Genomic DNA, 26,399 nt, shown 5'->3' with positions numbered 1-26,399 from the left:
GCTCGTCACTCCTTGTGTTCGGCGATACGCGCGAACTCTTCCACGGTCAGGGCCTCTCCGCGCGCCTGCGGCGACACGCCCGCGCCGAGGAGTGCGGCCTCGGCGGCCGCGGCGGACCCCGCCCATCCGGCGAGCGCGGCCCGCAGGGTCTTGCGGCGCTGGGCGAACGCGGCGTCGACGACGGCGAAGACCTCCGCCTTGGACGCGGTCGTCCTGAGCGGCTCCGTCCGCCGGACGAGTGACACCAGCCCGCTGTCCACGTTCGGCGCGGGCCAGAAGACGTTGCGGCCGATGGAACCGGCCCGCTTCACCTCGGCGTACCAGTTGGCCTTCACGGACGGGACGCCGTACACCTTCGAGCCGGGTCCGGCGGCGAGCCGGTCGGCGACCTCGGCCTGCACCATGACGAGGGTGCGCTCGATGCTCGGGAAGGTGTCGAGCATGTGCAGGAGGACGGGGACGGCGACGTTGTAGGGGAGGTTCGCGACCAGGGCGGTCGGGGCGGGTCCGGGCAGCTCCCGCACGTGCATGGCGTCGGAGTGCACGAGCGCGAACCGGCCGGCGCGCTCCGGCATGCGGGCGGCGACGGTGGCGGGCAGGGCGCCGGCGAGGACGTCGTCGATCTCGACGGCGGTGACCCGGTCGGCGGCCTCCAGGAGGGCCAGGGTGAGCGAGCCGAGACCCGGTCCCACCTCGACCACCACGTCGTCGGGGCGTACCTCGGCGGTGCGGACGATGCGGCGGACCGTGTTCGCGTCGATGACGAAGTTCTGGCCGCGCTGCTTGGTGGGGCGTACGCCGAGGGCGGCCGCGAGTTCACGGACGTCGGCGGGACCCAGGAGGGCGTCGGAGGTGGGGCTGCTCACCCCGCAAGGGTAGCCGGGGGCCGGGCGGCCTCATTCCCGCAGCCGGGCGCCGCAGTGCGGCCAGGCGCCGGCGCCGCTGCGCACGTACAGCTTCTGCGCCCGGTACGTCTGCTCCGCGGCCGACGCGTCCTCGGGGCGGCCCGCGCCGCCGAGGCCGTGCCAGGTGGCGGAGTCGAACTGGTAGAGGCCCCCGTACGTCCCGGACGGGTCGACGGCGTCCGGGCGGCCGCCCGACTCGCAGGCGGCCAGGCCCGGCCAGTTCAGGTGGTCGGTGCCGTGCACGGAGTCCGGCCGGGGCCGGGTGCCGACCCGCACGATCCGCGGACTGGGCTCGCGGACCACCTCGGTGCGCAGGCGGCGCGGCTTCTGCCGGACGCCGTTGACGGTGCGCAGGGCGTACGTGGTGCGGCGCAGTCCGGGCCGGCCCGCCTGCTGGACGACCTCGGTGCCCCGGAGGAGGGTGGCGTCCTCGGCCCGCTGCTCGTCGAAGGGGATCGGGTCCTCGCGGACCTCCTGTGACCCGGTGATCCGCAGCACCGTGACGGTCTGCCCGTCGCGCGGGAAGCCGGTGCCGGGAACGGAGGTGGCGTCCTCGCCGCGCAGGGTGATGCCGGCCTCCTCGACGGCCTCCAGCACGGTCGCGGCGTTGGTGCGGACGGTGCGGGTCCGGCCGTCCGCCAGCACGGTCACCACCCGCTCGGTGCGCACCACCAGGGCGAGGCCCTCGCGGCCGATGCGCCGGGAGGGCTCGGCGGACAGGTACGCGCCCTGCGTGCGCACGCCGAGCTGCCGCAGCGCCCCTTCCACCGTCCCCGCCGTCGTCCACACCTGGCGCCGGTGGCCGTCGAGGGTGAGCAGCACGGGCCGCCCGTACCGGACGGTGACGTCCTCGCCGCTGGTCAGCGGCGTGCCGGGGGCGGGTGCGATCACGTCGTGGGCGCCCACCTGGACGCCTTCCTCGGCGAGCAGCTCGGTCACGTCGTCGGCGAAGGTGTGCAGCGTGCGGGGGGTGCCGTCGACGGTCAGCTCGACGGCCTTGTCCTTGGCGACGAAGGCCGTGGTGCCGCCCGCGAGGAAGACCACGACCAGCGCCCGCGGCAGCAGTCTGCGCAGGGAGGTGTCCGCGCGCCCCGCGCCCCGCGCCCGGCGCCTGCGCTCGGCCCGCCCCTCACCCGGCGCGCGGGACGGCTGGGGCTGCCGCGGCTGCTGGGGCTGCTGCGCGGCGCCCTGCCGGGGCAGCGCGGGCGCGGTCGGCTCGTGGACGGGCGGCGCGGGCCGGTACGGGTCGCCGCCGTACCCGTACGGCAGGGTCGGCGCGCTGTGCACGTCGTACGGTGCGAAGTACTCGTATGCCTCTGCTGGCTCGAACTGCGTTGTGCTCACGCCGACAGCTCCAGGGGTCCGGATCGGGCCCCCAGAACCTAGCGGAGGGTCGGTCACTCTCCAAAGCGACGCGACTACGCTGCGTGTCAGTACCCGAAGGCGCGGGCCGTGTTCGCGGCGAGGGCGGTGGCCAGGGTGTCCTCGTCGACGCCCCGCACGTCCGCCATGGCACGCACCGTCACCGGCACCAGATAGGGGGCGTTCGGCCGCCCCCGGTAGGGCGCCGGCGTCAGGAACGGCGCGTCGGTCTCCACCAGGACCAGCTCGGGCGGGGCCACGGCGAGGGCGTCGCGCAGGTTCTGGGCGTTCTTGAAGGTGACGTTGCCGGCGAAGGACATGTAGTAACCGGCGCGGGCGCAGACCCCGGCCATCTCGGCGTCGCCGGAGTAGCAGTGGAAGACGGTGCGCTCGGGGGCGCCCTCCTCCTTGAGGACGCGCAGGACGTCGGTGTGGGCGTCGCGGTCGTGGATGACGAGGGTCTTGCCGTGCCGCTTGGCGATCTCGATGTGGGCGCGGAAGGACCGCTCCTGCGCCTCCTTGCCCTCGGGGCCGGTGCGGAAGTAGTCGAGGCCGGTCTCGCCGACGCCCCTGACCTGCGGGAGCGCCGCGAGCCGGTCGATCTCCGCGAGCGCGTCGTCGAGGGCCGCGGCACCGCCGGGCTCGCGCGCGCCCTGCCTCGACCAGCCGTCGGGATCCCCGTGCACGATGCGCGGGGCCTCGTTGGGGTGCAGGGCGACGGTGGCGTGGACGGCGTCGTGCGCCGCCGCGGTCTCGGCGGCCCAGCGGGACCCGGCGAGGTCGCACCCGACCTGGACGACGGTCGTGACGCCGACCGACGCGGCCTTGGCGAGCGCCTCCTCGACCGTGCCGGACTGCATGTCGAGGTGGGTGTGCGAGTCGGCGACCGGTACCCGCAGGGGCTCGGGCAGCGGGGGCGCGGCGTTCTTGTCGGACCGGCCCGAGGCGTTCGAAGGCATGCCTCGATCCTACGGAAGCTCCCGCGCGCCCCCGAAAGTCCGGTCAGCCGGCCTTGCGGTGGAGGTGGAGGGCGTGCAGCAGGTCGGCCAGGTGCCAGTGCCGGCGTGCACCGGACAGTCCCGGCGCCCCCGGGCCCGGCACCTCGGGCACTCCCGCCTCGGGCACCCGCGGCACCTCCAGGGGGCCGGCCGGGGGCACCCGGTGGATGCCTTGGGCGGTGCCGCGGACGGAGGCGACCCGGCCCGGGCGCAGGATGCGGACGACGTGACTGTCGCAGGCGGCGCAGGTCGGCCGGGTCAGCGGGGAGGGCACGACGCGGCCGTCCGCGACGTAGAGCACGAACGCGTGGCCGTCGGTGTCCGTGTGGTGCTCGATCTCGAACGACTGCTCCCAGCCGTGCCCGCAGCGCATGCAGGCGAAGGAGTACGACTCGTGGACGACGGCGCTGGCACCGGCACGCACTCGGGTCCGCACGGTGCTCTCACTCATGCTCATCCCGGCTCCTTCGGTTCGTTCGGTTCCTTCCTCCAGTGGACTCCTCCACCAGCGGGAAAGCACCAGTCGCTGCCGAGTGTTTGAGCCGATTTGGACTGTCCTTGGCCGGAGTGCCCGCAAGGTCAGGGGCCGGTCAAGGGCGGGGCGGCCCGGGTCAAGGACGGGGCGGTCCGGGCCAAGGACGGGGGTGGTCCGGGTCAAGCCGAGCCCTTCGGACCCCCTCAGTTCCCCGCGTTCTTCGCCGCCACCACCGCGTCGAAGACCTCCCGCTTGGGCACGCCCACCTGGGCGGCCACCGCGGCGATCGCCTCCTTGCGCCGCTCCCCCGCCTCCTCGCGCACCCGCACCCTGCGCACCAGCTCCTCGGCGCCGATCTCCTCGGGGCCCTTGTCCGGCGCCCCCTCGACGACGACGGTGATCTCGCCGCGCACCCCCTCGGCGGCCCACGCGGCCAGCTCACCGAGCCCGCCCCGCCTGACCTCCTCGTACGTCTTGGTCAGCTCCCGGCAGACGGCGGCCCGCCGGTCGGTGCCGAAGACCTCGGCCATGGCGGCGAGGGTGTCGTCGAGGCGGTGCGGGGCCTCGAAGTAGACGAGGGTCCGGCGCTCCTCGGCGACCTCGCGCAGCCGGGTCAGCCGCTCGCCGCCCTTGCGGGGCAGGAAGCCCTCGAAGCAGAACCGGTCGACCGGCAGCCCCGACAGGGCGAGCGCCGTCAGCACGGCGGAGGGGCCGGGGACGGCGGTGACGCGCACCCCGCGCTCGACGGCCGCGGCGACCAGCCGGTACCCGGGGTCGGACACCGACGGCATCCCGGCGTCGGTGACCAGCAGCACCCGCGCTCCCCCGGCCAGCTCCTCGACCAGCTCGGGCGTACGGGCGGACTCGTTGCCCTCGAAGTACGACACGACACGCCCCGCGGGTGCGACGCCGAGCGCCTGGGTGAGCCGGCGCAGCCGCCGGGTGTCCTCGGCGGCGACGACGTCCGCGCCGGCCAGTTCCGCGGCGAGCCGGGGCGGGGCGTCCTGGACGTCGCCGATGGGAGTGCCCGCGAGTACAAGGGTTCCAGTCACGCCCCCATCCTCCCAGCCCTGCCGGCCTGTCCTCCCGGAAGGGGAACGTATCCGCGCCCGGGAGGCCCATGCGCGGGACGTGCACAGCGCGGTTCCCTACGATGGCGCGGTGACCAGTACCGCGTCCTCCACGGACACCCGGCAGGGCCAGGCCCCGCACGACGAGCCGCCCACCTGGCAGCAGCGGCTGCGCCGCTTCGGCTACGCGGCGGGGCCCGCGGCCGGTGACGTCCGCGACCGGCTGGTGCCGCCGTACACGAGCCCGAGTCCGCGCCTGTGGGCGTTCCTGGGCCTGTCGAAGCCGCTCACCGTCCGGATGATCCGCTGGTCGGCGTGGGGCGGACCGCTGCTGGTGGCGCTGCTCGCGGGGGTGCTGCGGTTCTGGAACCTGGGCAGCCCGAAGGCGGTGATATTCGACGAGACGTACTACGCCAAGGACGCGTGGGCGCTGATCCACCGCGGCTTCGAGGTCAACTGGGACAAGAACGCCAACGACCTGATCCTGAACTCGGGCGGGAACGTCCCCATCCCGACCGACGCGGCGTACGTCGTGCACCCGCCGGTCGGCAAGTACGTCATCGGCCTCGGCGAGCTGCTGTTCGGCTTCGACCCCTTCGGCTGGCGCTTCATGACGGCGCTGCTCGGCACGCTGTCGGTGCTGCTGCTGTGCCGGATCGGCCGCCGGCTGTTCCGCTCCACGTTCCTGGGGTGCCTGGCGGGCGCCCTGATGGCGCTGGACGGCCTGCACTTCGTGATGAGCCGCACCGCGCTGCTGGACGGCGTGCTGATGTTCTTCGTGCTGGCCGCCTTCGGCTGCCTGGTCGTCGACCGCGACAGAGCGCGGGCCCGGCTCGCCGCCGCGCTCCCGGTGGACGAGGACGGCCGGGTCCGCCCGGACGCGCACATCGCCGAGACCCTCCGCCTCGGGTGGCGTCCCTGGCGGCTGGCGGCGGGCCTGATGCTGGGCCTGGCGGCGGCCACCAAGTGGAACGGCCTGTACATCATGGCGGCGTTCTGCGTGATGGCCGTGCTGTGGGACGTCGGCTCCCGCCGCGTCGCGGGCGCCCACCGCCCCTACCGCGCGGTACTGCGCCACGACCTGGGCTGGGCCTTCCTCTCCACGGTCCCGGTGGCCCTGGCCACGTACGTCCTCTCCTGGCTCGGCTGGATCCTCTCCCCCTCCGACGGCACCGGCGGCTACTACCGCGACTGGGCGGCGAAGGACGGCGCGCACAGCTCCTGGTCGTGGCTCTTCCCCGACTGGCTGCGCAGCCTGTGGCACTACGAGACCCAGGTGCTGGAATTCCACACCCACCTCACCTCGCCGCACACCTACCAGTCGAACCCCTGGAGCTGGCTCGTCCTGGGCCGCCCGGTCTCCTACTTCTACGAGTCCCCGTCGGCGGGCTCGGACGGCTGCCCGGTCGACGCGGGCGAGAAGTGCGCCCGCGAGGTCCTTGCCCTGGGCACACCCCTCCTCTGGTGGGTGGGCTGCTTCGCCCTCCTGTACGTCCTGTGGCGCTGGCTCTTCCGCCGCGACTGGCGCGCGGGCGCCATCGCCTGCGGCGTGGCCGCCGGTTACCTCCCCTGGTTCATGTACCAGGAGCGCACGATCTTCCTCTTCTACGCCGTCGTCTTCGTCCCGTTCCTGTGCCTGGCGGTGGCGATGCTGCTGGGGGCCATCATCGGCCGCCCGGGCTGCACCGACACCCGCCGCGTGGCGGGCGCGACGGGCGCGGGCGTCCTGGTCCTCCTCATCGCCTGGAACTTCATCTACTTCTGGCCCCTGTACACGGGCACGGCGATCCCGATGGAGGAGTGGCGGGCCCGGATGTGGCTGGATACGTGGGTTTAGCTGGGGAAACTCGCCAGTGAGGCATGGCGGCATGCCGTGCCCCTATGGCCGATGTCGGCCGTTGGCGGTCGTCGCTGGCCCCCCTCGTACGGCCCGGAGACGGCCTTGGAGCCGGCCCTCAGCAGATTTGTGGTCTGCGCGAGCCACAGACCCCGGCCAGCGCCCTTTATCTGCGCACTGCGTATCCCCACGCCATGCTCTAACCCTCCGGACCCACGCCGGCGGTCTCGGTCCTCAGGCATCCGTAACAGGCGGCTGCTCCTACTGCGGGGAACGACTAACACAGGGTCGTAACGAGATGCACCGAGTCAGGGCTCCAGGTGACTCATCCCCAGTAACATCGCAAGGCCGATCATGAGTGAGGGGGGTCGTGCGCTTGAGTACGAGTTACCTGCCAGAGCCCGACCTGGCCACGGAGTTGCTGCCGCCGGGCCGCTACGCCATGTCATTGGAACAGATGCACGACGAGTTCGTTGCGTCCACAGGGTCTGCGATCAGGCAGGCGATCTGGGAAGAATGGACCCAGCATCGCGCCATCGTCGAGGCCTGGACAGGGGAGATCAGCCGCATGTGGGTAGGAGGTAGCTTCGTCTCGCGCAAGCCCGACCCAAGTGACGTGGACGTCACCTACCTGGTGCGCGCTGAGGTCTTCGACCGCCTGGACGCGGAAGCTCTCTCCTACCTGGATGACGTCACGCTGCGCGGCTGGTGCGTGGATCACCACATGCGCGTTGACGCCCTCTTGCTACGTCTCCCCAAGCGAGTACCCGTCTCCCAGATGGTTCCAAGCCTTCTCCAACCAGGGGAAGGGGACTCATACAGGGACCTTGGCCTCTACGATGAAGTATGGCAGTGCACAAAGGCTCACTCAGTCGGGGAACTGCCGGGTGAGATGCGGCGCGGTTATGTGGAGGTGCGACTGTGACGTCACACGCGCCTATGCCCGACCCTTCCGACAAGCGTGCCCTTCGAGACTGGATGCGGCAGGTTCGCAGTGCCACGCTGCATCAAGGACACGGTGCGCCGAGTACACCAGCAGAGTTCTCTGCACGTCAGCGTAGACGTCTTTTCCAGGCTCTGAACGTTGAGCAGGAAGAGATCGAGCGCCGCCGTCTTGACGTAGCCCTAACAGGCGCGACTACGGCCGAACACACGGTTCCCGTTTCGACGCTTGGCCCGTTCCTGACGAACCTGCAAGAGTCCGTCGCCGCCGTCGCTCAGGCCCTTACTGGCAAACCCACCAGCTTCGCTTCCATCCCGCGGGATATTCGAGACGCGACTACTCTCAGAGCAGCTACAGTCTTCCCCTCGTCTTTCGGCTTGACCATTTATGGACCCGAGCCTGACTGGGCAGAGAATAGCCTCTTCCCTGACCTTCAGAGAGAAAACCGCACGGTCCTCGATGATGCCGTAGACACGGTACTCGACATCGTGGATCTCTCGGAGGGGCCAAGCCAGACCAATGACATGCTGGCGGAACAGCTCGTACCGCTCGGACAACGGGCCCTCAAGCACATCGGCGCACTGACGTCAGGCCTAAGCGAAGCGAGCGTGGGGCTGCGAGTCGCCTGGCATACCCAGGGCGGCCAAGTAAGGCGGAGCGACTGGAGCCCTTCGGGAGTACAGCGAGTCCGTTACCTTTGCGAGGTTAGCGAATTCACCGAATCGGAAACTGTTACCATTACAGGATGGCTAGGGGCGGCCAGTTCATTCAACGGCAAGGTTGAGATTCGATCCGACGGCGGAGAACTCATCCGCGCTAGTACAGATGAAGAGTTGACCCCCCTTCTGCATGAATTCTTCAACAAGCGAGTGGAAGCCGAAGTCGAGGTCACTAAGGTGCAATTCGCTGGCGGGCGCGAACGCAAAATCTATGCAGTCACCAGCTTGCGAAATACCTAGCAAGCCCTGCAATCGACCCAGTCAGGTAAACGGCCCGCCCCCTTGAAACCGCCAGTCAATGGGACGGGCCGCAAGTCTGCGTGGGGTCCCAGCTAATCCCGGCCGGCGGGCAGTAGTGGCTCCAATGACGAACGGTGTGGTCAGTGTGTACAGGACCGCGCAAGCTGACCCGGGCCTTCAACGCGGAAGAGATCACTGATGAGCGACTTCACCGATGTCATGCTGCTGTTCAGTTATCTGGAAGACGCGGTACTGGAGGACATCGTCAGTCTCGATACCTTCGATGCTGGTTTGGGCAGCGGTAGCCTGAAACGGGTCAGCGGGGACCAACAGCTTGGACACTGGGGAGGCAGCCTCCAGGGCGCCGAATGTCTTGTAGCCGCAGGCACGTTCAACCACCTCAACCCAGAGAAACTGCGCAGAGCGCTAGGGGCGCTGCCATGGAAGTGCCCCCATGCAGTGCAACTCTTGCTGCACAACGAGAACGACGCCCTCTTCGGGGTGTGGATGCTCCTGGACGGGGACTGGACGGAGGTGACCCTGCCACGAACCGTTCGTCACGAAGCGTTGGGACACCTGCGGCGAACCGACTGCCCCGACGACGAGTACCAGTAGCCGTGAAGCCTCCGCCATCTGACTTCCCCAACAGGCCCTGCTGTGACCGGGAAGGTTCACGGGTGCCTCGAAATCGTTGGACGCCCCTTGACCTGCCTGAAGCCGGGAGGGTGGCCGGGGTTTCGCTGACCGAGTATTTCGTGACCGATGCGGCACGGTGGCTGTGGCGGTTCCGGCTCGACCAGATGGCCGCCGACCCCGGCCGCGCGCAGTGGATGGTGCGGCAAGCGGTCGTGGGCGACAGGGGTCTCGTCGTGGGGCACGCGGGCTTCCACGGGCCGCCGGACGAGGTCGGCATGGTCGAGATCGGCTACTCCATCGCCCCCGACTGTCGTCGCCAGGGATACGCCCGGTCGGCACTGATCGAGTTGCTCCGCCGGGCGGCGGCAGAACCCACGGTTGACGACTGTGCGGGCGGCGATAAGTCCCGACAACGTGGCACCCCTGGCCACGATCGCGGGACTCGGCTTCGTCGACAGACTCAGCTCAGCCCGTTCCTCCCCCCATGCGTACGGTCGGCGGCGTCGCACCGCGCCCCGGTCTCCTTTAGGACACCAATCGGAAACACCCGTACCGCTGGTCACCCCCTGCGCATAGAGTGCACCTACAACTACTTCTGAACGCGTTCAAGAAGGCGGGCGGAAGGCCTGACGGGGAGGGGACTGCCGATGGGCAGGGGGGTGAAGGTCGCCGTCATAGGCGGGGTGTGCGCCGTGATGGTGGGCGGTGCCGGGTACGGCGCCTACAACGTGGTGTCGGCGCTGGACGGGGGCGGGGGATCCGGGTCCTCCGGGTCGGAGGCCAAGAGCGGGCCGCCGAGCGCGGACGAGGTCGGGGAGACGAGCGAGAAGTTCTTCGCCGCCTGGGAGAAGGGCGACGCGACCACCGCCGCGTCGTACACCAACAACGCCTCGATCGCCGGGACGCTGCTGACGGCCTACGGCGAGGACGCGCACATCGGCGGTGTCGAGATCACGCCGGGCACGGCGGCCGGCACCTCCGTGCCGTTCACGGTGAAGGCGAAGGTGTCGTACGGGGGGACGACGAAGCCGCTCAGCTACAAGAGCACGCTGACCGTGGTGCGCGGGGAGACCAGCGGGCGAGCGCTGGTGGACTGGGAGCCGTCCGTCGTCCACCCGGCCCTGAAGGACGGCGACAGCCTGGTCACCGCGGAGTCGGCGACCCCGCAGATCCAGGCCGTCGGTCGGGACGGTGCCGTACTGAGCAAGGAGAAGTACCCCTCGCTCGGCCCGATCCTCGCCAAACTCCGGGAGAAGTACGGCGACAAGGCCGGCGGCACTCCCGGCATCGAGCTGGCGGTCCGGCACACGGCCGCGGACGCGCCGGACACCCCGCTGCTCACGCTGACCGAAGGCAAGCCCGGGAAGCTGCGCACCACCCTCAGCGCGAGCGTGCAGGCGGCGGCCGAGAAGGCGGTGAAGCGGTACGGGGAGTCCTCCGTGGTCGCCGTGAAGCCCAGCACCGGTGAGGTCCTGGCCGTGGCGAACAACCGCACGGACGGGTTCAACGCTGCCTTCCAGGGAACGGTCGCGCCCGGTTCCACCATGAAGATCATCACCGCGGCCATGCTCATCGACAACGGCGTGACCTCGATGAACGGCCCGGCGCCCTGCCCCGACACGGCGACCTGGCAGAGCCAGACCTTCAAGAACCTGACCGGCATGAAGCCCAACGAGAGCGCCACGCTCGCCAACACCTTCATGCGCTCCTGCAACACCGGCTTCATCAAGCTCATCGACGAGAAGCCGCTCACCGACTCCTCGCTGACCGAGGAGGCCCAGGAGCGCTTCGGGCTCGGGCAGGACAACTGGCAGACCGGCGTCACCTCCTTCGACGGCAGGGTTCCCGCCGTGAGCGGCCCCGACCGGGCCGCCAACGCCATCGGCCAGGGCCAGGTCCAGATGAACCCGCTGAACATGGCCTCGGTGACGGCGACCGCCATCACCGGTGAGTTCCGCCAGCCGTACCTGGTGCCGTTCGACCTGGACGACCGCGAGCCGGCCACCGCCAAGGGGCTGCCGCAGGGCACCGCCTCCCAGCTCAAGCAGATGATGCGGCTCACCGCCACCCAGGGCACCGCCGTCAACGCCATGTCCGGGCTCGGCGGCGACATCGGCGCCAAGACCGGGTCGGCCGAGGTCGACGGACAGGCGGTCTCCAACAGCTGGTTCACCGGTTTCCGCAACGACGTCGCGGCGGCGGCCATGACCGAGGAGGGCGGTCACGGCGGCGACGCGGCCGGCCCGATCGTCGCAGACGTGCTACGAGTCGGCGGCTGACACGAACCGGCGGCCGCGATGGCCCTACTGTGGTCGCCGTCGCGGGAAACACCCCGCGCTGAAGGCACCGAACGCACCGAACGCACCGAGGAACGGGACGCAGTGGGCAGCAGAAGGGGCGCCGCCACCGAGCGGCGCAGGACGAAACCCGCCGTGATCGGCAGTGTCGCCGCCGTGGTCGTGGCCGGTGCCGGATTCGGTGCCTACGCGATGTACGGCGGCGGGGCCGACGGCGAGGACACCGCGCGCACGAAGTCCGCGGCGGCCGAGGAGAAGGCGAAGTCGGGCCCGCTGACGGCGGCCGAAGTCACCTCGACCGCCCAGCGGTTCCTGACCGCCTGGCAGCGGGGCGACGTGTCCGGCGCGGCCGCCGCGACCGACGACGCCGCGGCCGCCAAGGCCCTGCTCACCGGCTACACCAAGGACGCCCGCGTCAAGGACGCCACCTTCACCGCGGGCACCCCGGCCGGGGAGAAGGTCCCGTTCTCCGTCAAGGCCACGGTCGCCTACGAGAAGGCGACCGAGCCGCTGGCGTACGACAGTGCGCTCACCGTCGTCCGCCGGGACGGCGACGGCGAACCCCGCGTCGACTGGCACGCCGCCGTCGTGCACCCGGAGTTGAGGGACGGCGACAAGCTGGTCACCGGGAAGGCCGGCGACCCGCCGGTCAAGGCGCTGGACCGGGACGGCGCGGAGATCACCGCCGCGAAGTACCCGTCCCTCGGCACCGTCCTGGACGGCCTGCGCGACAAGTACGGCAAGAAGGCCGGCGGCACCCCCGGCGTCGAGTTGCGCGTGGTGCGCGGCGAGGCGGCCGGTGACGGCAAGGGCTCGAAGGAGTCGGGGGCGGGCGAAGTCGCCGACAAGACCCTGCTGGAGCTGAGCAAGGGCACCCCCGGCACGCTGAAGACGACGCTCGACCCCGCCCTCCAGGCCGCCGCCGAGAAGCAGGTGGACGGCAAGAAGGGCGCGTCGGTGGTGCTGCTGCGCGCCTCCACCGGCGAGGTCCTCGCGGTCGCCAACGGCGGGCACGGTTTCAACACCGCCTTCCTCGGCTCACTCGCCCCCGGCTCCACGATGAAGGTCATCACGGCCTCGATGCTGCTGGAGAAGGACCTGGCGTCCGTGAACGAGAAGCACCCGTGCCCCAAGTTCTTCAGCTACGGCGGCTGGAAGTTCCAGAACGACGACAAGTTCGAGATCAAGGACGGCACCTTCAAGGCGAGCTTCGCGCGCTCCTGCAACACCGCCTTCATCAGCCAGGCCCCGGAGCTGAAGGACGACGACCTGACGAGGCAGGCGAAGGAGGTCTTCGGCCTGTCCATGAACAACTGGTCGGTCGGCGTGTCCACCTTCGACGGCAGGGTGCCGGTCGAGAGCAAGGCCCAGATGGCCGCCTCCCTCATCGGTCAGGGCGGGGTGCGGATGAACCCGCTGAACATGGCGTCGGTGTCGGCGACCGTGAAGTCGGGCAGCTTCCACCAGCCGTACCTGGTCGCCCCGTCGGTCGACGGGCGGGCGCTCGCCACGGCCTCCCGCACGATGTCCGGCGAGACGCTGGGCGCGCTGCGCGAGCTGATGTCCTACACGGCGGCGTCCGGCACCGCCGCGGAGGCGATGGCCGGGGTGAGCGGTGACGTCGGCGCGAAGACCGGCTCGGCGGAGGTCGACGGCCAGGAGAAGCCCAACGGCTGGTTCACCGCGTACCGGGGGGACTTGGCGGCGGCGGGCGTGGTCCAGCAGGGCGGGCACGGCGGCGACACCGCGGGTCCGATGGTCGCGGCCCTGCTCAAGGCGGGCGGCTGACACCCACGCGGCCGGCACCCACGCGGCCGGCACCCGCGTGACCGGCACGCACCTCCGTCGCGACGCGGCTCAGTGGGTCACCGGCTGTGCGGTCGCCTGGTACGTACGGCGCAGGAAGCGGATCAGCGCCTTGTTGTCGAACTGGACCACCGAGCAGCCCTGCGGGGAGTGGAACTCGACCACGGCCTGTACCCGCCCGCACGGCCACACCCGCACCTCACCGCTCCCGGCGGGCGCGCGCAGGCCCTGTTCCAGCAGCGCGCGGGAGAAGGTCCACTCGCGAGTGCGGGACGCGCGGCCGCCCTTGCCGGGCAGGGCGACGCACACCATCGAGGGGTCGAGCTCGGGGTCGTAGCGCAGGACGACGGGTATCGCTCCGCCGTCGTCCTCGTCGGGGAGGTCCCCGTCCGTCAGGATGTGGGCGGGTGCGTACTGCTCGACTACGGACATGGGGTCGCCCCTTACGCTCTGCCACCTTTGTTGAAGCTGCGGGTCCACCCCCCTTCCAATGTCCCATATTTCCCGGCTTACGCTCTGTGAGCCGGATATCACATGTGAGATCGGCCTTACATTAGCCTTTACCTCGCTCTTGCGAACGAGTTGCAACTGTTCTCTATCATCGAACCGTGCATGTACCTGACGGATTCATCAACGCCCCGACCTCCGCCGTGACCGGAGTCGTCGCCGCGGGCGCCCTCGCGGTCAGCCTGCGCGGCGCGCGCCGGGAACTGGACGAGCGGACGGCGCCGCTGGCCGGGCTGGTCGCGGCGTTCATCTTCGCGGTGCAGATGCTGAACTTCCCGGTCGCGGCCGGGACCAGCGGGCATCTGCTCGGCGGCGCGCTGGCCGCCATCCTCGTCGGGCCCTATACCGGCGTGCTGTGTGTCTCCGTCGTCCTGCTCATGCAGGGCATCCTCTTCGCCGACGGCGGCCTGACCGCGCTCGGCGTGAACATCACCGACATGGCGATCGTCACCACGGTCGTCGCCTACGCCCTCTTCCGGGGCCTGGTGAAGGTGCTGCCGCGCACCCGCCGCTCGGTCACCGTCGCCTCCTTCGTCGCCGCGCTCGTCTCCGTGCCGGCCGCCGCGCTCGCCTTCACGCTCCTGTACTGGATCGGCGGCACCACCGACGTCTCCATCGGCAAGGTCGCCACCGCGATGATCGGCGTGCACGTGCTGATCGGCATCGGCGAGGCCGCGATCACCGCGCTGACCGTCGGCGCCGTCATCGCCGTGCGCCCGGACCTCGTGTACGGGGCGCGCGGGCTCCAGCAGCGGCTCAAGCTGCGGGTGAACGGCGAGCTGGTCGACGCCCCCTCCGGCGCCGCACCGGCTCCCGCCCCCGGCGCCGCCCGCTCGCACTGCAAGGTGTGGCTCACCGGCCTCGTCGCCTCCCTGGTCCTCGCCGGCTTCGTCAGCTTCTACGCCTCCGCCAACCCCGACGGCCTGGAGAAGGTCGCCTCCGACAAGGGCATCGACAAGAAGGCCGAGGAGCACGCCGCCGCCGACTCCCCGCTCGCCGACTACGGTGTCAAGGACATCACCGACGCCCGGGTCTCCGGGGGCGTCGCGGGCGTGATCGGCGTCGGCGTCACCGTCGTCGCGGGCAGCGCCGTGTTCTGGGCGGTGCGCAGGCGCCGCGGCGACGACGCGTCCCCGGCCAACACGGAAACGACCGTCTGACATGGGTGCGGGTCACGCGCACCGGCTCTACCGGCACGGCCACTCCCCCGTGCACGGCCTGCCGCCGCACACCAAGCTCGCCGCGGCCTTCGGCTTCGTGGTCGTCGTGGTCTCGACGCCGCGCGAGGCGATGTGGGCCTTCGGGCTGTACGCGCTGCTGCTCGCGGCGGTGGCGTACGCGGCCCGCGTCCCGGCCGGCTTCCTGCTCAAACGGCTGCTGGTCGAGGTGCCGTTCGTCGCGTTCGCGGTGCTCATGCCGTTCGTGGCGGAGGGCGAGCGGGTCGACGTGCTCGGCCTGTCCCTGAGCGTCAACGGCCTGTGGGGCGCCTGGAACGTCCTGGCCAAGGGCACCCTGGGCGTCGCCGCCTCCGTGATCCTCGCCTCCACGACCGAGCTGCGGGAACTCCTCCTCGGGCTCCAGCGGCTGAAGCTGCCGCCGCTGCTGGTGCAGATCGCCTCCTTCATGATCCGGTACGGCGACGTGATCGCGGACGAGATGCGGCGGATGCGGATCGCCCGGGAGTCCCGGGGCTTCGAGGCGAAGGGCGTACGGCACTGGGGCGTGCTCGCCAAGTCCGCGGGGGCCCTGTTCATCCGCTCCTACGAACGCGGCGAACGCGTCCACCTGGCCATGGTCAGTCGCGGGTACGCCGGTTCGATGCCGGTGATCGACGAGGTGACCGCGGACCGGGCGCAGTGGTCGTACGCGCTGGCCCTCCCGTGTGCGGCGCTGGTGGTCTGTCTGCTGGGATGGACCCTGTGACCGACCCAGTGACAGGCCCCGTGACCGGCCCCGCGGCAGACGCCGTGCCCGACGCCCCCGCCTCCCTCGACGTCTCCGGCCTCGCCTTCGCCTACCCCGACGGGCACCAGGCCCTGTTCGGCGTGGACTTCTCCGTCGCGCGCGGCGAGCGGGTCGCGCTGCTCGGGCCGAACGGCGCGGGCAAGACGACGCTCGTGCTCCACCTCAACGGCATCCTGACCGGCGGCACCGGCACGGTCACCGTGGCCGGGCTGCCGGTCGACAAGCGGAACATGGCCGAGATCCGGCGCCGGGTCGGCATCGTCTTCCAGGACCCCGACGACCAGGTGTTCATGCCGACCGTGCGTGAGGACGTGGCGTTCGGACCGGCGGCGGCCGGGATGAAGGGGGCGGAGCTGGAGGCCCGGGTGGACCGGGCGCTCACGCTGGTCGGCATGGCGGAGTTCAAGGACCGGCCGCCGCACCACCTCTCCTTCGGCCAGCGGCGCCGGGTGGCGGTGGCGACCGTGCTCGCCATGGAGCCGGAGATCCTGGTCCTGGACGAGCCCTCCTCCAACCTCGACCCGGCCTCCCGCCGCGAACTCGCCGACATCCTGCGCTCCCTGGACGTCACGGTGCTGATGGTCACCCACGACCTGCCCTACGCCCTGGAGCTGTGCCCGCGCGCCCTGATCCTGAGCGACGGCGTGATCGCGGCCGACGGACCGACCGCGGAGCTGCTGTCCGACGATGCCCTGATGCGCGCCCACCGCCTGGAGCTGCCCTTCGGCTTCGACCCGCGGTCGGTGTCGGCGAGCGGGTGAGGAATGGTGGACGGCCGGTGGCGGTTGCATCCACTGTCACGAGTGGCCGGAAGGGGCGTACACAGGTGAGCGTGAACGTGCACGGCACGGTGGCCGCGGGCTTCGAGCCGGTGCGGGACGCGTTCGTACGGAACTTCACCGCGCTCGGCGAGCGGGGCGCGGCCGTCGCCGTCTACCGGGACGGGCGCAAGGTCGTCGACCTGTGGGGCGGGACCAGGAACGTCGACGACACGGCCGGCGCCGAGCCCTGGCGCCGGGGCACCGCCCAGGTGGTCCGGTCGGCGACCAAGGGCGTCGCCGCCGCCGTACCGCTGCTGCTGCACCAGCGCGGGAAGCTGGACCTGGACGCGCCGGTGGGCGAGTACTGGCCGGAGTTCAAGGCGCACGGCAAGGAACGGGTCTTGGTCCGGCATGTGCTGAACCACCGGGCCGGGCTGCCGGTCCTGGACCACCCGCTCACCCCCGAGGACGCCCTGGACCCGCTGCGGGGCCCCGCCGCCGTCGCCGCCCAGGCACCGGTCTGGGAGCCGGGCACCGACCACGGCTACCACGCGCTGACCTACGGCTGGCTGCTCGACGAGCTGGTCCGCCGGGTGACGGGCGGGCGGGGCGCCGGGCAGTGGATCGCGGACGAGATCGCCGGGCCGCTGGGCCTGGATCTGTGGGTGGGGCTGCCCGCGGCGGAGGAGTCGGCGGGCCGGGCCGGTCGCGTCGGACGACTGCCGGACCCCGAGCCGTCCGGGGCCGGACCGTCCGGCAACGGCCCGCGGCTGCGCCCCAAGCGCTCCGTCACCGCGGCGTACGAGAACCCGGACTCCCTCACCCGCCGCGCCTTCGCCGCGATCACCCCGTTCCCCGACCAGAACGACCCGGTGTACCGCGCGGCCGCGCTCCCGGCCGCCAACGGCATCGCGACGGCCGACGGCCTGGCCCGCTTCTACGCGGCGCTGATCGGCGAGGTCGACGACGTGACACGCGGCGTGCGGCTGTTCACCCCGGCGACCATGGAGCTGGCTCGCGCCGAGGAGTCCGCCGGGCCCGACCGGGTCCTGGTCGTCGGCACCCGGTTCGGCCTCGGCTACATGCTGCACGGCAGCGCGTCCCCGTTCCTGGCCCCCGGCTCCTTCGGCCACCCGGGCCGCGGCGGCTCCCTGGGCTTCGCCGACCCGGAGGCCGGCATCGCCCTGGGCTACGTCACCAACGGCTTCCGCAAGACCGTGACGGCGGACCCGCGGGCGCAGGCGCTGGTACGGGCGGTCCGCGCGTCGCTCCCCTAGGACCAGCGCGCCCCGGACCCGCACCCCGGACCAGCGCGCCCGGGGCCGGTCCTGAAGACAGACTCCGGTCCTGGAGACAGACTCCGGTCCTAGAGACAGACCCGGTCCGGTTCAGACGTGGATCGGGTGCGAGGTCCGTCCGGACGCCGTGTCGATCTCGTCGTGGGCCTTGGTGAGCAGCCGCATCGCCAGCTCGTTCAACGCCCGTGCGCCCGCGACCTCTTCGCCGACGCGTGGCTGCTGGGGGTCGACCCGGTGCCGGCTGGCGTGGCCGTGCGCGCGGACCTCGGTGCCGTCGGGGAGCCGCACCATCGCGACCGCCCGCGTGTGCTGGTCGTCCTCCACGAACTCCAGCTCGACATGCCATCCCACTGTGGTGTGCATCATGACGATCACCTCCGGAACACCTCCTTCCAGGGTGCGCCTGTCCGCGGCGGGGCGCACCACTGCGGCTATCCCGTGTGCAGCATCAGCCCGATCCCGACGACCAGGAGGCCCGCCGCCGCGATCCGCGGCGCGCCGAACCGCTCCTTGAAGAACAGGGCCCCTATCGCGGCGCCGACCAGGATGGACGACTCGCGCAGCGCGGCGATGGGCGCGAGGTCGGCGCGGGTCTGCGCCCACAGGACCAGCGCGTAGGCGGTGACGGACAGGGCCGCGCCGACCAGGCCGAGACCGGCCTGCGGCCGCAGCAGCGCCCAGGCCCCGGCGCGGTGCCGGTGGAGGAAGTACGCGGGCAGGACCGTGCCCTGCACCGCCATCAGCCAGGCGATGTAGCCGAGGGAGGAGCCGGAGGCGCGTACGCCGAGGCCGTCGACGACCGTGTACGCCGCGATGGTCACGCCGGTCGCCAGGGCGGCGCCGATGGCCGCCCAGTCGGGCCGGCGTCCGCGCAGCCCCCACAGGGCGACGCCGGTCAGCCCCGCACAGGAGACCAGGACGCCCCCGGCCGCCCAGCCGTCCGGCACCTCGTGGGCGAAGACGGCCGCGAGGACGGTGACCAGCAGCGGCGCGCTGCCGCGGGCGATCGGGTAGGCCTGGCCGAAGTCGCCCAGCCGGAAGGACCGCATCAGCAGGGCGTAGTACGCGATGTGGACGGCGGCGGAGACCAGCAGGTACGGCCACGCCCCGGCCGCCGGGAACGCCGTGAACGGCAGCAGCGCGAGCCCGATGAGCATCCCGCCGCCGGAGATCAGCGCGAACCCGGTCAGCTTGTCGGTGATCCGGTGGGCGATGGCGTTCCAGCTGGCGTGGGTGACCGCCGCGAGCAGGACCGCGGCGGTGACCAGCGGGGTCACTCGGAGCGCTCGCGCACGTCCACGAGGGTGGCACCGGCGGTGGCGACGAGGTCCTTGGGCTCCATCGGGAAGACGGCGTACGGCGTGCCGGCGGCGGCCCAGACGACGTCGTGGGCGAGCAGCGACCGGTCGGCGAGCACCCGGGTCCTGGTCCGGTGCCCGAAGGGCGGCACCCCGCCGATCGCGTACCCGGTCGTCTCCCGTACGACGTCGGCCTTGGCCCGGGTGACCTTCTGGGCGCCGAGTTCCTCGCGGACCCGGTCCAGGTCGACGCGGGAGGCGCCGTCCATGAGGACGAGTACGGGCACGCCGTCCGCGGCGAAGATGAGCGACTTGCAGATCTGGCTCAGCTCGCACCCGACGGCGGCGGCGGCCTCGGTGGCGGTGCGGGTGGCCTCCGGGAAGCGCCGGGCCCGTCCGGCCAGGTCGCCGAGGCCCAGTTCGCGCAGGGCGGCGGCGAAGCGCGGGTGGGCGGCGGAGGTGGCGGCGGGGTCGGAGGCGTCGTCGGTCGTCGTCATGGACCGCACCGTAGCGGTACGTGTAGCCCACAGGCGACCGGGTTACGGGGCCGCGCGAGGCGGGCCGAGGGACCCCGGAACGGAGGAAGCCGGTGAGGGCAGCCCCGTCCCCACGGAACCCTCACCGGCTGGTCTGTGCCGTCCTCCTGTCAGCGGCCGCGGCGGCTGGTCAGGTGCGCACCAGCTCCCGGTCCTCGTCGGGTCCGGTACCCCGTTCGGCGGCCGTGCGCAGGCCCTCGCCCTCGACGTCCACGTTCGGCAGCGCGCGGTCCAGCCACTTCGGCAGCCACCAGGCCTTCTTGCCGAGCAGGGCGAGGACCGCCGGGACGATGGCCATGCGGACGACGAACGCGTCGAAGAAGACGGCGATCGCGAGACCGAAGCCGATCATCTTCACCATCGACTCGCTGGAGCCGATGAAGCCCGCGAAGACCGCCATCATGATCACCGCGGCGGCGGTGACGACCCGTGCGCCGTGCTTGAAGCCGGTGACGACGGCCTGGTGCGGCTTCTCGCCGTGGACGTAGGCCTCCCGCATGCGGGTGACCAGGAAGACCTCGTAGTCCATGGCCAGGCCGAAGACCACGCCGACCATGAAGATCGGCATCATCGACATGACCGGTCCGGTCTCCTCGACGCCCATCAGGCCGGACAGCCAGCCCCACTGGAAGACCGCGACGACCGCGCCGAGCGCCGCCATGACGGAGAGCAGGAAGCCGAGGGCCGCCTTCAGCGGGACCAGGATCGAGCGGAAGACCACGATGAGGAGGAGGAAGGCCAGGCCGACGACCAGGACCAGGTACGGCACCAGCGCGTCGTTGAGCTTCTGGCTGACGTCGATGTTCATCGCCGTCGAACCGGTGACCAGGGTCTCGGCGCCGGTCTTCGCCTCGATGTCGCCGCCCGCGTCACGGATGGCGTGCACCAGGTCCTCGGTCTGCACGGAGGACGGCTTGGAGTCCGGGATCACGGTGATCGTCGCGGTGTCGCCGCCCTTGTTCGGGGCGGGCGGGGTCACCGCCACGACGCCGTCGAGGTCCTTGATCTGCTTCTCGACGTCGGTGAAGGCGTCCTTCGGGGCGTCGCTGCCCTTGGCGTCCACGACGACCATCAGGGGGCCGTTGAAGCCGGGGCCGAAGCCCTCCGACAGCAGGTCGTAGGCGCGGCGCTGGGTGGTGGACGTCGGCTGGGAGCCGTCGTCGGGCAGGCCCAGCTCCAGGGAGGTCGCGGGGATCGCGGCGGCGCCGAGGCCGATGACGCCGAGCAGGAGGACGGCGAGCGGGCGGCGGACGACGAAGCTCGCCCAGCGGGTGCCCAGGTTGGCCTTCGGCTGCCCGGCCGGCTGGTCCGGCTTCGGCTCACCCTTGCGGGAGCGGCCCAGCAGCTTGCCCTTCGCCCCCGCGGGCTTGACCCGGCGACCGGCGTAGCCGAGCAGCGCGGGGATCATCGTGAGCGCGATCAGGACCGCGATGGCGACGGTGCCGGCCGCCGCGATGCCCATCTTGGTGAGCATCGGGATGTTGACGACCGCGAGACCCACCAGGGCGATGACGACGGTGAGGCCGGCGAAGACGACCGCGGAGCCCGCGGTGCCGACCGCCCGTCCCGCGGCCTCCTCGCGTTCGCGTCCCTCGGCGAGTTCGGCGCGGTAGCGGGAGACGATGAACAGGGCGTAGTCGATGCCGACCGCGAGGCCGATCATCATCGCCAGGATCGAGGTGGTCGAGCCCAGTTCGAGCGCGCTCGCCAGCGCGGTGATCGAGGAGACGCCGATGCCCACGCCGATCAGGGCGGTGAGCAGGGGCAGCCCGGCCGCGACCAGGGAGCCGAAGGTGATGACCAGGACGACGGCGGCGACCGCGATGCCGATGACCTCGGTGGCGCCGGTCTCCGGGACGGCCTGGAGCGCGTCACCGCCGATCTCGACGGTCAGCCCGGCGTCGCGCGCCTGCTGGGCGGCGTCCTCCAGGGCGTCCTTGGTGGACTCCTCCAGCTCCATGCCGGAGACGTCGTACTTCACCGAGGCGTAGGCGACCGTGCCGTCCTTGCTGACGGCGTTGCCCTTGTAGGGGTCGGCGACCGAGGCGACCTCGGAGCCGTCCGCCAGTTCGTCGACGGTCTTGTGGACGGTCGCCTTGTTGTCGGCGTCCGTCATCTTCTCGCCGGACGGTGCCTTGAAGACGACGCGTGCGGTCGCCCCGTCGGCGCTCTGGCCGGGGAAGCGCTGTTCCAGCAGGTCGAAGGCCTTCTGGGCCTCCGTTCCCGGGATGGAGAAGGAGGAGTTGCCGGCGGGCGGGGCGCTGGCCGCGCCGACGCCGGCGAGCGTCAGCAGGGCCACCCAGATCAGGGCGACGAAGTGTCGTCGGCGGAAGGCGAGCCGGCCGAGTTTGTAGAGGAACGTGGCCACGAGGGCGTACTCCCGGTCAGGTCGTGGGTCTTCAGGGCAGGGGTGATCAGCCCGACGACGTGAGCGGTTACGTCAGGTGGGGCTCAGGTGTCACAGGGGTGCAGGGACGTGTCAGTGGGTGGAGACGCCGAGTGCGGGGAGGATCACGGCGTCGATGTAGGAGGCGAGGAACGCCCGGGTCGGCGGCTGGTCGTCCAGCAGCGTGCGGGTGGCGAACCCGCCGACCATCATGTGGACGAGGAAGTCCAGCGCCGGACAGTCCGGTCTGATCTCTCCGCGGTCGACGGCGCGTTGCAGCACGCGCTGGAACTCCGCCATCTCCGGTTCGATGAGCTGTTCCCGGAACGCCTGACGAAGGTCCGGGTTCTGGTGCAGCGCCATGGCGACGCCCCGCATCAGCGCGGAGTTCTGCTCCATGGTGCAGTCGTCCTCGCGCACCATGAGGGCGTGCAGGTCGCCGCGGAGCGAGCCGGTGTCGACGTCGCCGATCTTGCCCGGCTTGTTGTGCCGCATGGCCTTGACGACCAGCTCCGGCTTACCGCCCCACTGGCGGTAGAGCGTCGCCTTGCTGGACCGGGTGCGGGCGGCCACGGCGTCCATGGTGAGGGCGTCGTAGCCGACCTCGCGGAGCAGGTCGAGCACGGCCGCGTACAGCTCGGCCTCGCGCTCGGGAGTGATCCGGCTGCGGCGCGCGGTGGCGGTCTCCGTCATCTCGCTCACTCCTCTCCGTCGAGTCGGCCGGTTCGCTCGGCCGGTTCGCTCGGCCGATTCACTCGACCGGAACGACACCGTTTCGTACATGACGAATGTACCCCACCGACTAACGAAACGAAACGGTTTCGTTCGTGTTCTGGGTCACGGTTGTCAGCTCCCCATAAGTTGCCGGTACCCGGCGCCCGGAAAAGCATGGGGTGGGTGAGTTATCTGCGCCTTCCGCACCTCAGTGGCGACCAGCTGTGCTTCGTGGCCGAGGACGACCTCTGGCTCGCGTCCCTCGACGGTCCGGGCCGGGCCTGGCGGCTCACCGTCGACCGCACCAAGGCCGGTCCCCCGCGCTTCTCCCCCGACGGCCGGCACATCGCGTACACCAGCTGGCGCAGTCTGGTGCCGGAGGTCCACCTCGTCCCGGTGGACGGCGGACCCGGACGGCAGCTCACCCACTGGGGCGGCTTCGACACCCGGGTCTGCGGCTGGTCGCCCCCCGACCCCGACGGCACCACCGCCGTCCTCGCCGTGGCCTCGCACGGCGAGCCCTTCTCGCACCTCACCTGGGCCTACAAGGTCACCCCCGACGGCGACCCCGGCCGCAAGCTGCCCTGGGGTCCGGTCACCGACATCCAGGCCGCCGACCTCGACGGCGAGCGCAGGACGCTTCTCCTGACCGGCACCCCGCCGCACGAGCCCGCCGCCTGGAAGCGCTACCGGGGCGGCGCCACGGGCCGGCTCTGGCTGCACGGCGAGCGGCTCCTGCCCGACCTCGGCGGGCACCTCGCCGCCCCCATGTTCGTCGGCGGCCGGATCGCCTTCCTCTCCGACCACGAGGGCGTCGGCAACCTCTACTCCTGCGCCCACGACGGCACCGGCCTGCGCCGCCACACCGACCACGACGCGTTCTACGCCCGCAACGCCTCCAGCGACGGCACCCGGGTGGTGTACCAGTGCGCGGGCGACCTGTGGATCGTGGACGACCTCGCGCCGGGCTCGGCGCCGCGCCGGCTCGACGTGCGGCTGAGCGGGCCGCGCGCGGGGCGGCGTACCTACCAGGTGCCCGCCGCGCAGCACGTGGGCGGCGTCTCCGTCGACGAGACGGGCCGCGCGAGCGCCGTCGTCGTACGCGGCAGCCTGTACTGGCTCACCCACCGCGACGGCCCGGCCCGCACCATCGCGGACACCCCGGGGGTACGGGTGCGGCTGCCGGAGATGCTCGGGGAGAGCGGACGGATCGCGTACGTGACGGACGCGGAGGGCGAGGACGCCGTCGAGATCTCCTACCTGCCCAGGGCGACCGGCGGCCGCGCGGCCCGGCGCCTGGCCTCCGGGCGCCTCGGCCGGGTCCTGGAGCTGGTCTCGGACCCGGCGGGCGACCGGCTCGCCGTCGCCTCGCACGACGGACGGCTGCTGATCCTCGACGTCACGGAGCCGGACACGGAGGTGGCGCTGACGCTGGACGCGGTGGACGCCGGGTACCCGGCGGACGCGGCGGAACAGGGCCCGGCCGGCACGGCGGCCCAGGCGGACACCGGTACGGCCGGACGCGGCCCCGCGGACACCGCCACCGAGGAACGCGGCCCCGAGGCGGGCATCCCGCTCGGCGACCCCGGCGCCCCCGCCACCGCCGGAGACCAGGTCACCGAGTTGATCCGCTCCGTCAACGGCCCCGTGCGCGACCTCGCCTTCTCGCCCGACGGGACCTGGCTCACCTGGTCGCACCCGGGCATCGGACGCACCCTGCGGCAGATCAAGATGGCCCGGATCGACGGCCCGGAGGGCACCCTCGTCGTCGACGTCACCAACGGCCGCTTCGAGGACGAGAACCCGGTGTTCACCCGGGACGGCCGCTACCTCGCCTTCCTGTCCTGGCGCGGCTTCGACCCGGTGTACGACGTGCACACCGGCGACCTGTCCTTCCCCCTGGGCTGCCGCCCCTACCTGGTGCCGCTGTCCTCGGCGACCCCCTCCCCCTTCGCCCTCAACCCCGAGGGCCGCCCCGCGGCCGGGGGCCTCGACCCGCTGGAGGACGAGCCCGGCGAGGGCGGCGCGGTGACCGTCGAGGTCGAGGGGCTGGAGAACCGGGTGACACCGTTCCCGGTCACCGCCTCCAAGTACTCGGCGCTGGAGCCGGTCGCGGGCGGCGGCCTGGTCTGGCTGCGCTGGCCGATCTCGGGCGCGCTCGGCGAGACCTTCGCCAACCCGGCCGACCCGAGCGAGCGGCCCACGCTGGAGCACTTCAACCTGGCCAAGGCGAAGAAGTCCGAACTGGTCGACCACCTCGACTGGTTCCGGGTCAGCGGCGACGGCAGCCGCCTGGTCGTGCTCGACGAGGGCGATCTGCGCGCCGTACCGGCGACCGAGGTGGGCGACGGCGACTCGACCACCTGGATCGACCTGCGCCGCATCCTGCACGAGGTGGACCCGGCCGCCGAGTGGCGCCAGGCGTACGACGAGGCGGGCCGCCTGATCCGCGCCCACTTCTGGGACCCCGGCATGTGCGGCATCGACTGGGACGCGGTCCTCGACCAGTACCGCCCACTGCTCGAACGCGTCGCCTCCCCGGACGAGTTCGCCGACCTGCTGCGCGAGGTGCTCGGCGAGCTGGGCACCTCGCACGCCTACGTCGTCGCCGCCCGGCGCAACGAGGGCCCGGCGCACTACCAGCGCTGGCAGGGCCTGCTCGGCGCCAACTTCGTCTGCCGGGACGGACGGTGGGTGGCCAGGCGCATCCTGCCGGGCGACTCCTCCGACTCCAAGGCCCGCTCCCCGCTGGCCGGCACGGGCATCCGCGACGGTGCCGTCCTGACCCACGTCGACGGCCGCCCGGTCGACCCGGTCCAGGGCCCCTCCCCGCTGCTGGCGGGCGCGGGCGGCACGACGGTGGAGCTGACCTTCTCCCCCGCCGAGGGCCGCCAGGGCCCCTCCCGCCGGGTCGCCGTCGTACCGCTCGTCGACGAACGCCCCCTGCGCTACCAGGACTGGGTGGCCAAACGCCGGGAAGTGGTCCGCGAGTTGAGCGGCGGGCGGTGCGGCTACCTGCACATCCCCGACATGGGCGGTTCCGGCTGGGCGCAGTTCAACCGAGACCTGCGCATGGAGGTGTCCCGGCCCGCGCTCATCGTGGACGTGCGGGGCAACGCGGGCGGGCACATCAGCGAGCTGGTCATCGAGAAGCTGACCCGGACCATCCTGGGCTGGGACCTCACCCGCGACGCCCAGCCGGTGTCGTACACCTCCAACGCGCCGCGCGGCCCGGTCGTCGCGGTCGCGGACGAGGCGACGTCGTCCGACGGCGACATGATCACGGCCGCGTTCAAGCTGCTGCGGCTCGGCCCGGTGGTCGGACAGCGCACCTGGGGCGGCGTGGTCGGCATGACCGGCCGGCACCGGCTCGGCGACGGCTCGGTGATCACGATGCCCATGAACGCGGCCTGGTTCGACGCCTACGGCTGGTCCGTGGAGAACTACGGCGTCGCCCCCGACGTCGAGGCGCTGCGCACCCCGCTGGACTGGGCCGAGGGCCGCTACCCGGTCCTCGACGAGGCGGTACGGCTGGCGCTGGAGCTGCTGGAGACCAACCCGCCCGCCACGCCGCCCGGTTATGAGGCCGTACCGGACCGGTCGCGTCCGCCACTGCCGCCGCGGGAGTAGAACCGTAGAACCTTCG

Annotated in this window: 23 protein-coding genes; 12 read left to right on the top strand and 11 right to left on the bottom strand. The window is 71.8% G+C overall.

Features of this window, described 5'->3' with window-relative positions; genetic code table 11:
• Positions 1-5 precede the first annotated feature (5 nt).
• The 5 genes from rsmA to rsmI form a co-directional block, all read right to left on the bottom strand.
• Positions 6-866, bottom strand: coding sequence for a 16S rRNA (adenine(1518)-N(6)/adenine(1519)-N(6))-dimethyltransferase RsmA (gene rsmA, locus BZZ08_RS10210; RefSeq protein WP_104631841.1), 861 nt, complete (start codon positions 864-866; stop codon positions 6-8).
• A 30-nt stretch (positions 867-896) separates the two neighbouring features.
• Complete coding sequence (locus tag BZZ08_RS10205) at positions 897-2,273, bottom strand: ubiquitin-like domain-containing protein (protein WP_446750247.1); 1,377 nt, start codon at positions 2,271-2,273, stop codon at positions 897-899.
• A gap of 62 nt (positions 2,274-2,335) precedes the next feature.
• Positions 2,336-3,226 carry a TatD family hydrolase gene (locus BZZ08_RS10200; RefSeq protein WP_104631839.1) on the bottom strand — a complete coding sequence of 297 codons (891 nt, stop codon included), beginning with the start codon at positions 3,224-3,226 and terminating at the stop codon, positions 2,336-2,338.
• Positions 3,227-3,269: 43 nt separating this feature from the next.
• Entirely contained in the window at positions 3,270-3,716 is a 447-nt protein-coding gene (locus BZZ08_RS10195) for a hypothetical protein (RefSeq protein WP_241965426.1), read from the bottom strand.
• 227 nt (positions 3,717-3,943) lie between these two features.
• On the bottom strand, positions 3,944-4,792 hold the full coding sequence (gene rsmI / locus BZZ08_RS10190; RefSeq protein WP_104631837.1) for a 16S rRNA (cytidine(1402)-2'-O)-methyltransferase: 849 nt from the start codon (positions 4,790-4,792) through the stop codon (positions 3,944-3,946).
• A 109-nt stretch (positions 4,793-4,901) separates the two neighbouring features.
• Between rsmI and BZZ08_RS10185 the strand changes: the two genes are divergently transcribed.
• The 7 genes from BZZ08_RS10185 to BZZ08_RS10155 all read left to right on the top strand — a co-directional run bounded on the left by BZZ08_RS10185 (position 4,902) and on the right by BZZ08_RS10155 (position 13,270).
• Positions 4,902-6,647, top strand: coding sequence for a dolichyl-phosphate-mannose--protein mannosyltransferase (locus BZZ08_RS10185; RefSeq protein WP_198601386.1), 1,746 nt, complete (start codon positions 4,902-4,904; stop codon positions 6,645-6,647).
• Positions 6,648-7,017: 370 nt separating this feature from the next.
• Positions 7,018-7,572: a DUF6932 family protein gene (locus BZZ08_RS10180; RefSeq protein ID WP_104631835.1), complete on the top strand. Its 555-nt coding sequence runs from the start codon at positions 7,018-7,020 to the stop codon at positions 7,570-7,572.
• A gap of 53 nt (positions 7,573-7,625) precedes the next feature.
• On the top strand, positions 7,626-8,549 hold the full coding sequence (locus BZZ08_RS10175; protein WP_241965425.1) for a hypothetical protein: 924 nt from the start codon (positions 7,626-7,628) through the stop codon (positions 8,547-8,549).
• 198 nt (positions 8,550-8,747) lie between these two features.
• The gene (locus tag BZZ08_RS10170) at positions 8,748-9,164 is read left to right on the top strand and encodes a hypothetical protein (RefSeq protein ID WP_104631834.1); all 417 of its coding nucleotides are present in this window, start codon (positions 8,748-8,750) and stop codon (positions 9,162-9,164) included.
• 185 nt (positions 9,165-9,349) lie between these two features.
• Entirely contained in the window at positions 9,350-9,784 is a 435-nt protein-coding gene (locus BZZ08_RS10165) for a GNAT family N-acetyltransferase (RefSeq protein WP_342210984.1), read from the top strand.
• A 48-nt stretch (positions 9,785-9,832) separates the two neighbouring features.
• Positions 9,833-11,464, top strand: a complete 1,632-nt coding sequence (locus BZZ08_RS10160; protein WP_104631833.1) for a penicillin-binding transpeptidase domain-containing protein — start codon at positions 9,833-9,835, stop codon at positions 11,462-11,464.
• Between the two features lie 102 nt (positions 11,465-11,566).
• On the top strand, positions 11,567-13,270 hold the full coding sequence (locus BZZ08_RS10155; RefSeq protein WP_241965424.1) for a penicillin-binding transpeptidase domain-containing protein: 1,704 nt from the start codon (positions 11,567-11,569) through the stop codon (positions 13,268-13,270).
• Between the two features lie 69 nt (positions 13,271-13,339).
• Here the strand turns inward: BZZ08_RS10155 and BZZ08_RS10150 are convergent, their stop codons facing one another.
• A complete protein-coding gene (locus BZZ08_RS10150) occupies positions 13,340-13,720 on the bottom strand; it encodes an SsgA family sporulation/cell division regulator (protein WP_104631831.1) in 381 nt (126 codons plus the stop codon).
• Positions 13,721-13,896: 176 nt separating this feature from the next.
• Here BZZ08_RS10150 and BZZ08_RS10145 point away from each other — a divergent pair, with 176 nt between their 5' ends.
• The 4 genes from BZZ08_RS10145 to BZZ08_RS10130 all read left to right on the top strand — a co-directional run bounded on the left by BZZ08_RS10145 (position 13,897) and on the right by BZZ08_RS10130 (position 17,798).
• The gene (locus tag BZZ08_RS10145) at positions 13,897-14,955 is read left to right on the top strand and encodes an energy-coupling factor ABC transporter permease (RefSeq protein WP_104631830.1); all 1,059 of its coding nucleotides are present in this window, start codon (positions 13,897-13,899) and stop codon (positions 14,953-14,955) included.
• A 1-nt stretch (position 14,956) separates the two neighbouring features.
• Complete coding sequence (gene cbiQ / locus BZZ08_RS10140; protein ID WP_104631829.1) at positions 14,957-15,718, top strand: cobalt ECF transporter T component CbiQ; 762 nt, start codon at positions 14,957-14,959, stop codon at positions 15,716-15,718.
• Complete coding sequence (locus BZZ08_RS10135; RefSeq protein ID WP_241965423.1) at positions 15,706-16,521, top strand: energy-coupling factor ABC transporter ATP-binding protein; 816 nt, start codon at positions 15,706-15,708, stop codon at positions 16,519-16,521. The genes cbiQ and BZZ08_RS10135 overlap by 13 nt, the downstream gene beginning before the upstream one ends.
• 71 nt (positions 16,522-16,592) lie before the next feature.
• Positions 16,593-17,798: a serine hydrolase domain-containing protein gene (locus BZZ08_RS10130; RefSeq protein WP_198601396.1), complete on the top strand. Its 1,206-nt coding sequence runs from the start codon at positions 16,593-16,595 to the stop codon at positions 17,796-17,798.
• 111 nt (positions 17,799-17,909) lie between these two features.
• Here the strand turns inward: BZZ08_RS10130 and BZZ08_RS10125 are convergent, their stop codons facing one another.
• The 5 genes from BZZ08_RS10125 to BZZ08_RS10105 all read right to left on the bottom strand — a co-directional run bounded on the left by BZZ08_RS10125 (position 17,910) and on the right by BZZ08_RS10105 (position 22,732).
• Positions 17,910-18,185, bottom strand: coding sequence for a DUF1876 domain-containing protein (locus BZZ08_RS10125; protein WP_104631878.1), 276 nt, complete (start codon positions 18,183-18,185; stop codon positions 17,910-17,912).
• A 65-nt stretch (positions 18,186-18,250) separates the two neighbouring features.
• Entirely contained in the window at positions 18,251-19,096 is an 846-nt protein-coding gene (locus BZZ08_RS10120; RefSeq protein WP_104631826.1) for a DMT family transporter, read from the bottom strand.
• Positions 19,093-19,614, bottom strand: coding sequence for a YbaK/EbsC family protein (locus BZZ08_RS10115; protein WP_104631825.1), 522 nt, complete (start codon positions 19,612-19,614; stop codon positions 19,093-19,095). Before BZZ08_RS10115 ends, BZZ08_RS10120 begins: the two co-directional genes overlap by 4 nt.
• 169 nt (positions 19,615-19,783) lie before the next feature.
• A complete protein-coding gene (locus tag BZZ08_RS10110) occupies positions 19,784-22,021 on the bottom strand; it encodes an MMPL family transporter (protein WP_104631824.1) in 2,238 nt (745 codons plus the stop codon).
• A 111-nt stretch (positions 22,022-22,132) separates the two neighbouring features.
• Positions 22,133-22,732, bottom strand: coding sequence for a TetR/AcrR family transcriptional regulator (locus tag BZZ08_RS10105; protein WP_104631823.1), 600 nt, complete (start codon positions 22,730-22,732; stop codon positions 22,133-22,135).
• 195 nt (positions 22,733-22,927) lie between these two features.
• On the opposite strand from BZZ08_RS10105, the gene BZZ08_RS10100 reads away from it, so the two are divergent.
• Positions 22,928-26,383 carry a S41 family peptidase gene (locus BZZ08_RS10100; protein WP_104631822.1) on the top strand — a complete coding sequence of 1,152 codons (3,456 nt, stop codon included), beginning with the start codon at positions 22,928-22,930 and terminating at the stop codon, positions 26,381-26,383.
• The last annotated feature ends 16 nt before the right edge of the window (positions 26,384-26,399 follow it).

It is taken from the genome of Streptomyces sp. MH60, from assembly GCF_002939385.1.
GTDB lineage: Bacteria > Actinomycetota > Actinomycetes > Streptomycetales > Streptomycetaceae > Streptomyces.
Note: the sequence above shows the minus strand (reverse complement) of the source record. Positions and strands in the feature narration are given on the sequence as shown.